Annotated in this window: 6 protein-coding genes and 2 pseudogenes; 3 read left to right on the top strand and 5 right to left on the bottom strand. The window is 68.9% G+C overall.

Going from position 1 to position 9,100, the window contains the following annotated elements; translation table 11 throughout:
* Window positions 1–856 (top strand): 2OG-Fe(II) oxygenase family protein (locus KUTG_RS09360; RefSeq protein WP_043716383.1); only part of this gene is annotated, 856 nt, incomplete at its 5' end.
* A gap of 117 nt (window positions 857–973) precedes the next feature.
* On the opposite strand, the gene KUTG_RS53180 is transcribed toward KUTG_RS09360, so the two are convergent.
* From KUTG_RS53180 to KUTG_RS09340, 4 genes and pseudogenes are all read right to left on the bottom strand, one after another.
* Window positions 974–3,007 (bottom strand): alpha-galactosidase, encoded by a 2,034-nt coding sequence (locus KUTG_RS53180; RefSeq protein WP_052394259.1) that lies wholly within the window; start codon window positions 3,005–3,007, stop codon window positions 974–976.
* A 346-nt stretch (window positions 3,008–3,353) separates the two neighbouring features.
* The gene (locus tag KUTG_RS09350; protein ID WP_363905846.1) at window positions 3,354–3,656 is read right to left on the bottom strand and encodes a helix-turn-helix transcriptional regulator; all 303 of its coding nucleotides are present in this window, start codon (window positions 3,654–3,656) and stop codon (window positions 3,354–3,356) included.
* 326 nt (window positions 3,657–3,982) lie between these two features.
* Window positions 3,983–6,515, bottom strand: a pseudogene (gene acnA, locus KUTG_RS09345) (aconitate hydratase AcnA); the annotation flags it as partial.
* Window positions 6,508–7,234, bottom strand: a pseudogene (locus KUTG_RS09340) (aconitase family protein); the annotation flags it as partial. The pseudogenes acnA and KUTG_RS09340, both read right to left, overlap by 8 nt.
* Window positions 7,235–7,429: 195 nt before the next feature.
* Here KUTG_RS09340 and KUTG_RS09335 point away from each other — a divergent pair.
* Window positions 7,430–8,122: an ATP-binding cassette domain-containing protein gene (locus tag KUTG_RS09335; protein ID WP_043728751.1), complete on the top strand. Its 693-nt coding sequence runs from the start codon at window positions 7,430–7,432 to the stop codon at window positions 8,120–8,122.
* Window positions 8,119–8,763, top strand: a complete 645-nt coding sequence (locus tag KUTG_RS09330; RefSeq protein ID WP_052394258.1) for a hypothetical protein — start codon at window positions 8,119–8,121, stop codon at window positions 8,761–8,763. The genes KUTG_RS09335 and KUTG_RS09330 overlap by 4 nt, the downstream gene beginning before the upstream one ends.
* Window positions 8,764–8,778: 15 nt before the next feature.
* Here the strand turns inward: KUTG_RS09330 and KUTG_RS09325 are convergent.
* A partial coding sequence (locus KUTG_RS09325) for an IS5/IS1182 family transposase (protein WP_052394257.1) occupies window positions 8,779–9,100 on the bottom strand: 322 nt, incomplete at its 5' end.

Here is a 9,100-nt window from a genome sequence, read left to right as displayed (position 1 = left end):
CCGGCCGCTACCCGAGAAGACAGCCCTGGTCAGTGACCTCACCTACGCCGGCTACGTGGCCTCGGGCGAGGAGGAAACCGCCGGGGAGAAGGACTTCTCGGAGATCTTCACCGTGTGCAAGGACCTGCCGCTGACCGATCCCCGCGTCCGCGCCGGCTGGCCCTGCCACGGGCCGGTGCCCTGGCCCGATCCGGTCTACCGCGACGTGATGACTGCCCTCATGTCCCAGTTCGGCCTGATCGGCGACAAGATCCTCAAGCTCACCGCGCTCGGCCTCGGACTGGACATGAACGCCCTGACCGATCTGGCGACCGACGGCTGGCATCACATGCGGGTCCTGCGGTTCCCGGCCCGCTCCGCCGTCACCTCACGGGGAATCGGGGCCCACACCGACTACGGCATGCTCGTCATCGCCACCCAGGACGACGTCGGCAACGGCCTGTTCGTGCGGCCGCCCGTCGTCGGCGAGAAGCGTCCCCGCAACTGGCTCGACGACGAGAGCTCCGCCGGCGTCTTCGAGAACGAGGATCCATGGCACCTCGTCGATCCCGTGCCCAGCACCTTCACGGTCTTTCCCGGCGACATCCTCCAGTTCCTCACCGGCGGCGAGCTGCTTTCCACGCCGCACAAGGTGAAGCTCGCCGACCGCGACCGCTACTCCATCGCCTACTTCCACGAGCCCGACTTCCCCGCCGTGCTCCACGGCGGCCAGGGCGACGAGGCCATCCACTACGGCACCCACTTCACGAACATGTTCATGCGGTGCTACCCGGACCGCGTGACCACCCAACGCATCCTCTCCGAGAACCGCCTCTCCATCCTCACCCACATGCGCGCGTCGGTCCCCACCCGGTAGCCCCGCGAGTCACGCTCTCCGGCACACCGAAATACGGTTTCGGGCAGAACCGAGACCCGAGGCCCAGATCTGCCCGAAACCTACATTCGCACTGACTGAGAGCGTGACTCGCCGGGGTCAGGAGACCGGCACGAGGGTCCATTTCTGGTTGGCGCCGGGGTTGGCGGACCACTGGATGATGGCCGCGCCGTCGGACAGGGAGTTGTTGTAGGCGTCCAGGTTGAGGCCGCTGGAGGCGCTGACGATGCCGACGCGGTTGGGGCCGGCGTCGACGAGTCGCCAGCGGGAGTTGGCGTTGCCGTCGTCGTGGTACTGGATCAGCTGGGTGCCCTGGGTGGTGGCAGCGCCGGGCACGTTGAGCAGTTTGCCGCTGTTGACGTTCACGATGGTGTACAGGCCGCTGCCGACGGCGTTCAGGGTCCACAGCTGGTCGGACCGCTCGTTGTCCTCCCACTGGAGGACGTTGGCCCCGTCGGCGGTGGAGTCGTTGTCGACGTCCACGCGGCCGCCGCTGTTGAGGTTGACCAGCTTGTAGCGGGTCCCGGCGTCGACCACGGGGGTCAGGTGCCACTGCTGGTCGGCGGAGCCGGTGCCGACGGTCTGCACGACGGAGCTGGCGCCCGCCCCGGCGACAAGACCGTTCTGCACGCTGGTGATCGCGCCGCCGGTAGCCACCCGCCACTGGGCGGCTGAGCCCGTGTCATGGGACTGCACGAGCGTGGCCCCGGGCGTGGAGTTGGGCACGGTGAGCAGACGGCCGGTGCTGCGGTTGACCAGCTTCACGGTGCCGGCCCCGGTCGACACGGTCTGCCACTGCTGCGTGGCGGCCCCGTTGGCCGGGCGCTGTACCACTGCAGTGCCGTCGGCCGACGACGCCACGTCGAGAGCCCCGTTGGCGTTGGCCACTGTGTAGTACATGCCGGTGTAGTGGAAGCCGGCGGCCGGCATGACCCGCAGCAGCCGTGACGCGTGCGGCGCCAGGGAGGCGCTGAACGTGTCGGTGGCGGTACCGAGGTCGGCGTGCGACCACAGGTCCCGCACCGAGGCCGTGCCGCCGAAGCCGAGGTCGCTCCAGCGGGCGGTCACGGTCGCGGTGCCGCCGGTGAGGTTGAACAGCGCCACGGTGTAGCTGCCGTCGGCATTGCCGGTGGCCCAGGTCTGCGTCTGGGTCAGCCGGTCCACCGGCCGGGCCGCGTTGCCGCGCTGGTCGACGGCCAGGACCTCGTCATTGGTCAGCAGCGACAGGTCGTCCGCGGTCAGCGCCGTCAAGTCGGTGCCCAGCGTGATGGGGGAGGCGGTGACCGCCCACAGCGTCATGGCGGTGCGCCGCTCGTCAGCGGTGAGCCCGGTGTTGTTGCCGCCGATCTCCAGCGAGTCCGGGTCGTTCCAGCCGCCCGCGCTGGCCCAGTCCGTCCAGTTCGGCAGGTCGCCGAAGCGCTGGGCCACGTTGTTCCAGTTGGTCAGGGTGCTGCAGTAGCACTCGACGTCGCCCTCGATCCGCCAGCCGTTGGCGTACTGCTTCCAGGTGGCGGCGTCCGACAGCGCCAGCGAGTTGGACAGCTCGAAGTGGATCGGCCGCCCGGTCTGGTTGAGCGCCTGCGACCAGTGCTGCACGTCCGGGATGTCCCAGTCGCCGACCCCGTCCAGCTTGATGTAGTCCACGCCCCACGACGCCAGCTGATCGGCCCAGGAGTTCAGCCACGCCTGGGCGGCGGCCGGGTTCTTGCTGTAGTCGATGTAGTACATCGAGCCGTTGCCGTAGTTGTAGTTCGTCTCGTAGCGGCTGGTGTCGGAGACGATGTCACGGGCGTGCCACGTGGTGCCCTCGATGGGCGTGTTCTGCTGGTACGCGGCGACCGGGATGCCGGGCGTCAGGTACATGCCGAACTTCTCGCCCTGGCCGTGCACGTAGTTGGCGACCGCCGCCATGCCGTGCGGGAAGCGGGCCGGGTCGATGGCCCAGCGACCGCCGGAGTCCACCGTGGTCGCCGGGTTGAGGTAGTAGAAGTCGTCGATGTTGAGGTAGGTGTAGCCGTGCGCGACCAACCCGCTGTCGTGCATGGCCCGCGCCTGCGCCTCGATGTTGGCCTCGGTCGGATTGCTCCGCACGAAGCTCCAGCTGCTCCAGCCCAGCTGCGGCGCTGAGGCCACGCCGTTGGCCTGTCTCGAAGCCAGGCCGCCCGACGCGGTCTGGTTCGGAGCGGCCTGAGCCGGCAGGGGGAGTGCGCAGAGCAGAGCCGCGCACAAAAGTGAATGTGTCAACCGTCTGAAGGACAACGCCCACCCTCACAGGGTCCGGGGCGGCGGAGACGACGTCACGTTGTCATACGCGCACGCCATGGTCAAGACGCCGTTTGGTTCGACAATGTGAATCAGCGGTTTTAACCGTGTTACCGCTTCAGAACGTGAGAAGTTGACCGTTGTGTCAATTGAATCCACGGCCGACCGGTGTCGTCGAGATGGCGGGCCCGACGAAGCCCGGCCCGGCCGGGGCGACTCAGACCGCGTTCTGCCGCCGCTGCACCGGGATCCGCCGGGACTTCCGGGCGGCCAGCGCCGCGGTCTCCCAGCGCTCCGACGGGCAGCCGAGCACCTCGCTGAGCCAGTTGCGCCAGTACGGCCCCGGGATGCGCTTGCCGCGCTCCCAGCGCGACACTTCCTCCCTGGTCACCGCGTCGTTGCCGGACACCCCCGCCAGCTGATCGGCCAACTCGTACTGGGTCAGCCCGTGCTGCCCCCGCAGATGGATTATCAACTCGCCGATGGACAGTTGCGCCCGCATTCCAGTGCCGCCGATCACGTTCCACTCCCTGCTGCATGCGCCGGAATAGTGGATCCACGCGCGTCACATGCTCACCGCCCAGGGATCGTTTCGGATCCTATCGGCGGGTGCCCGTCATAGCTACGGTCCGTGCATGGTTTGTCGGAGAGTTTTACCGGTGTTGCCGGCATCGGCTGAACGGAACTCACGCGCAATACCCGGAATGGAGTAGATCGGGGCCATCAGGGACGGTGCACGCCCGGCCGCACGCGCATTCGGCCGCCGCCGGGATGATGGGTTGTCCGCGTACGAAAACGGGCCGTTGCCGGGAGAATCCCGGCAACGGCCCGTTCGCGTCGGTCAGGTCAGCTGTTGACCATCTTGCGCAGCACGTACTGCATGATGCCGCCGTTGCGGTAGTAGTCGGCCTCGCCGGGGGTGTCGATGCGCACCACGGCGTCGAACTCGACCTTGCTGCCGTCCGTCCTGGTCGCGGTGACCTTCACCGTCGACGGCGTCGAGCCGTTGTTCAGCTCGGTGACGCCGGCGAAGTCGAAGGTCTCCGTGCCGTCCAGGCCCAGCGACGCGGCGTTCTCGCCGGCCGGGAACTGGAGCGGCAGCACGCCCATGCCGATCAGGTTGGAGCGGTGGATGCGCTCGAACGACTCGGTGATGACCGCGCGCACGCCCAGCAGGCTGGTGCCCTTGGCCGCCCAGTCGCGCGAGGAACCCGAGCCGTACTCCTTGCCGGCCAGGATCACCAGCGGCACCCCGGCCTCGATGTACGCGGCCGACGCGTCGAAGATGGTGCTCTGCTCGCCGTCGGCGAGGAAGTTGCGGGTGAAGCCGCCCTCGACGCCGTTCAGCAGCAGGTTGCGCAGCCGGATGTTGGCGAAGGTGCCCCGGATCATCACCTCGTGGTTGCCGCGGCGGGACCCGTAGGAGTTGAAGTCGCGGCGCTCGACGCCGTGCTCCGACAGGTACTTGCCGGCCGGGGAGTCGGCCTTGATGGAGCCGGCGGGCGAGATGTGGTCGGTGGTGACCGAGTCGCCCAGCAGCGCCAGCACGCGGGCGCCGGAGATGTCGGTGACCGGCGTGGTCTCCAGCGCCATGCCCTCGAAGTACGGGGGCTTGCGCACGTAGGTGGAGTCGCCGGCCCAGTCGAACGTGTTGCCGGTCGGCGTGGGCAGCGACTGCCACCGCTCGTCGCCCGCGAACACGTCGGCGTAGTCCTTGGTGAACATCTCGGCGGTGACCGCGGTCGCGATGACCTCCTGGACGTCCTGCGGCGACGGCCAGATGTCGGCGAGGTAGACGTCCTTGCCCTCGTTGTCCACGCCGATCGGGTCGTTGCTCAGGTCCAGGTCCATGGTGCCGGCGAGCGCGTACGCGACCACCAGCGGCGGGCTGGCCAGGTAGTTCATCTTGACGTCGGGGTTGATCCGGCCCTCGAAGTTCCGGTTGCCCGACAGCACCGAGACGATCGCCAGGTCGTTGTCCTGCACCGCGGCGGAGATCTCCTCCGGCAGCGGGCCGGAGTTGCCGATGCAGGTGGTGCAGCCGTAGCCGACCAGGTTGAAGCCCAGCTTGTCCAGGTACGGGGTCAGGCCGGCCTTCTCGTAGTAGTCCATGACGACCTTGGAGCCCGGCGCCAGGGTGGTCTTCACCCACGGCTTGCGGGACAGGCCGCGCTCGACGGCGTTCTTCGCGAGCAGCGCCGCGCCGATCATCACCGACGGGTTGGACGTGTTGGTGCAGGAGGTGATGGCCGCGATGCCCACGTGACCGTGGTCGAGCGTGGTCTCGGTGCCGTCCTCCAGCGTGACGGACACGACCTTGTGCGGGCGGGCGCCGTTGGCGGCGGCGTTGTGCGCCGGGGCGTCGCTGGCCGGGAAGGACTCCTCCAGCTCCTCGTCCACGTTGTCGTCGGCCTTGACGTAGTTGCGCACGTCCTGCTGGAAGCGCTTCTTGGCGTCGGTCAGCGCGATGCGGTCCTGCGGGCGCTTCGGGCCGGCGATCGACGGCACGACCGTGGACAGGTCCAGCTCCAGGTTCTCGGAGTAGACCGCCTCGGCCGTGTCGTCGTGCCAGAGGCCCTGCTCCTTGGCGTACGCCTCGACCAGCGCCACCTGCTCGGCCGAGCGACCGGTGAGCTTGAGGTAGTCCACCGTCTCGCCGTCGATCGGGAAGATGGCGCAGGTGGAGCCGAACTCGGGGCTCATGTTACCGATGGTGGCGCGGTTGGCCAGCGGCACCGCGGACACGCCCGAGCCGTAGAACTCGACGAACTTGCCGACCACGCCGTGCTTGCGCAGCATCTCGGTGATGGTCAGCACGAGGTCGGTGGCGGTGGCGCCGGCGGGCAGCTCGCCGTGCAGCTTGAAGCCGACGACGCGCGGGATGAGCATGGAGACCGGCTGGCCCAGCATGGCGGCCTCGGCCTCGATGCCGCCGACGCCCCAGCCCAGCACGCCGATGCCGTTGACCATGGTGGTGTGGCTGTCGGTGCCGACCACGGTGTCCGGGTAGGCGATGCCGTTGCGGACCATCACCACGCGGGCCAGGTGCTCGATGTTGACCTGGTGCACGATGCCGGTGCCGGGCGGCACGACCTTGAACTCGTCGAAGGCGCTCTGGCCCCAGCGCAGGAACTGGTAGCGCTCGCGGTTGCGCTCGTACTCCAGGTCCACGTTGCGCTCGAAGGCGTCGGGGCGGCCGAAGATGTCGGCGATGACCGAGTGGTCGATGACCAGCTCGGCCGGGCGCCAGCGGGGTTCACCTTTGGCCGGGTCGCCGCCCAGCTGGGTGACGGCCTCGCGCATGGTGGCGGAGGTCCACCACGCAGGGCACGCCGGTGAAGTCTTGCATGATCACCCGGCCCGGGGTGAACTGGATCTTCTACTGCGATTCTATGGAACAGCATGGCGGCCTCGGCCTCGATGCCCGCCGACGCCCCAGCCCAGCACGCCGATGCCGTTGACCATGGTGGTGTGGCTGTCGGTGCCGACCACGGTGTCCGGGTAGGCGATGCCGTTGCGGACCATCACCACGCGGGCCAGGTGCTCGATGTTGACCTGGTGCACGATGCCGGTGCCGGGCGGCACGACCTTGAACTCGTCGAAGGCGCTCTGGCCCCAGCGCAGGAACTGGTAGCGCTCGCGGTTGCGCTCGTACTCCAGGTCCACGTTGCGCTCGAAGGCGTCGGGGCGGCCGAAGATGTCGGCGATGACCGAGTGGTCGATGACCAGCTCGGCCGGCGCCAGCGGGTTCACCTTGGCCGGGTCGCCGCCCAGCTGGGTGACGGCCTCGCGCATGGTGGCGAGGTCCACCACGCAGGGCACGCCGGTGAAGTCCTGCATGATCACCCGGGCCGGGGTGAACTGGATCTCGGTGTCGGGATCCGCGCTCGGGTCCCAGCTCGCCAGCGCACGGACGTGGTCGGCCGTGATGTTCGCACCGTCCTCGGTGCGCAGCAGGTTCTCCAGCAGGATCTTGAGGCTGTACGGCAGGCGCTCGGCGCCGTCGACCGCGCTCAGTCGGAAGACCTCGTAGGAGGCGTCTCCGACAGTGAGCGTGCCACGGGCGCCGAAGCTGTCCTTGCTCGCAGGTGCAGTCACGTCAAACTCCATCGTGCGACGGCGCTGGTCAGTTCGGGAACGTAGGGACCGAGTGTCGCGCACCTTGGTGGGGTGCGCCGCCGGACCCTGCTCGGCTTTAACAGTACGCTTGTCCTGTATTGGCCTACAAGTGGGGTCTTGCTCACGTGAATCTCTCACCCCGTATGTCACGATCTGCCGCCGGGAGGGGTGTCCGTGATCACTGTCGACGGGGTGTGGAAGCGCTACGGCCGGGGGCCGATGGTGCTGACCGGGATCGACACCGCCCTGGCCCCGGGCTCGGTGACCGCGGTGCTCGGCGAGAACGGCTGCGGCAAGTCCACGCTGTTGCGCATCGCGGCCGGCATCACGGTGCCGACCCGAGGCGCCGTGCGCGGACGGCCGGGGTCGGTGTCGTACCTGCCGGAGCGCTTCCCCGACCAGCTGCGGCTGTCGGCCCGCGCCTACCTACGGCACTTCGCACGCGTCCGGCGGCTGCCCACGCGGGTCGAGCTGCTGGACCGCCTCGGCTTCGCCGGCGACCTGGACCAGCCGATGTCGGAGCTGTCCAAGGGCAACGCGCAGAAGGTCGGCCTCACCCAGACGTTCGGCCCTGTCGGCGGATTCCTCGTGCTGGACGAGCCGTGGGCCGGGCTCGACGTCGCCGCCCGAGCAATCCTCAGCGATCTCGTGCGTGAGGCCGCCGAGGCCGGCGCGACGGTGCTCGTCACGGATCACACGGGCGCGGCGGCAAAGCTGCCGGGGGCGACCGTGTACCGGATGACCGAGGGCCAGTTGCGGCCCGTGGAGGACGTGGGGCTGGTCGAGGTCGTCGTGACGTGCACATCGGAGGCCGCCGACCAGATGGCGAAGCTGCCCGGCGTGCAATCGGTGCGGAGGATGCCGTGATCCGCTACCTGCTGGCCGACCTGTTCAAATCGCAGCGGTGGCTGCCGCCGGTGTTCGTGTACCTGGCCATGACCGGCGTCCTCTACGGCGGCGACCCCGGCACACCCCTGCCGCCGTACGGCGTGTCGGCGATGGTGCTGTTCCCGTTGGCGGCGTGGCTGACCGTGGTGCTGGTCAACAACGAGGATCCGGTGCAGCGGCACGTCACCCTGGCCGCAGTGGGCGGCTGGCGTCGACTGCTCGGCGGTCTCGTCGGGGCGGCGTTCGTTCTCAACGGCGCGCTGGTGTTGCTGGCGACGCTCGTGCCCGCGGTGATCCACCACCACCCGTACGCGCTGTCCGACGTGGCCCTCGGCTTCACGGCGCACGTGATCAGCGCTGTGACGGGGATCGGGCTCGGCGTGCTGTGTGCGCGGCCCCTCATCCCGACCACGGGCTGGTCGCTGGTGGCGGTCGTGGCCGTGTCGCTGGTGTTGCTCGCGGTGGCCAACCGCCTGCCGCCCGTCGGGGCCATGGCGCACCTGCTGTTCGACAGCGGGCCCGTGCCGCTGGTGAGCGTCGCCGTGCAGGTGGTGATTGCCGCCGTGGTCGGCGCGGCGTGCGTCGTCGTGGCCTACCGCGTGGGGCGACGTCGCTTCTAGGGCCTGTTTCAGATGTCAGAGCCACTCGTTGATCGCCGCGATAACGACCGTGGCCTCATACCGGACAGCGAGCTTGTCGTACCGAGTGGCCACGGCCCGGTTCCGCTTGAGTCGGTTGATGCCGCACTCCACAGCATGCCGCCGCTTGTAGATCTCCTTGTCGAACGCCGGCCGACGACCACCACGCGCACCACGGTTCTTGCGATGGAGGATCTGGTCCGCCTTCTCCGGAATCGTGCACCGAACACCCCGCCGCCGCAGGTAGCAGCGATTGGCGCGGGAGCCGTACGCCTTGTCCCCCAAGACCCGATCCGGGCGCGTCCGCGCCCGCCCCCGA

The organism is Kutzneria sp. 744, from assembly GCF_000568255.1.
GTDB lineage: Bacteria > Actinomycetota > Actinomycetes > Mycobacteriales > Pseudonocardiaceae > Kutzneria.
Note: the sequence above shows the minus strand (reverse complement) of the source record. Positions and strands in the feature narration are given on the sequence as shown.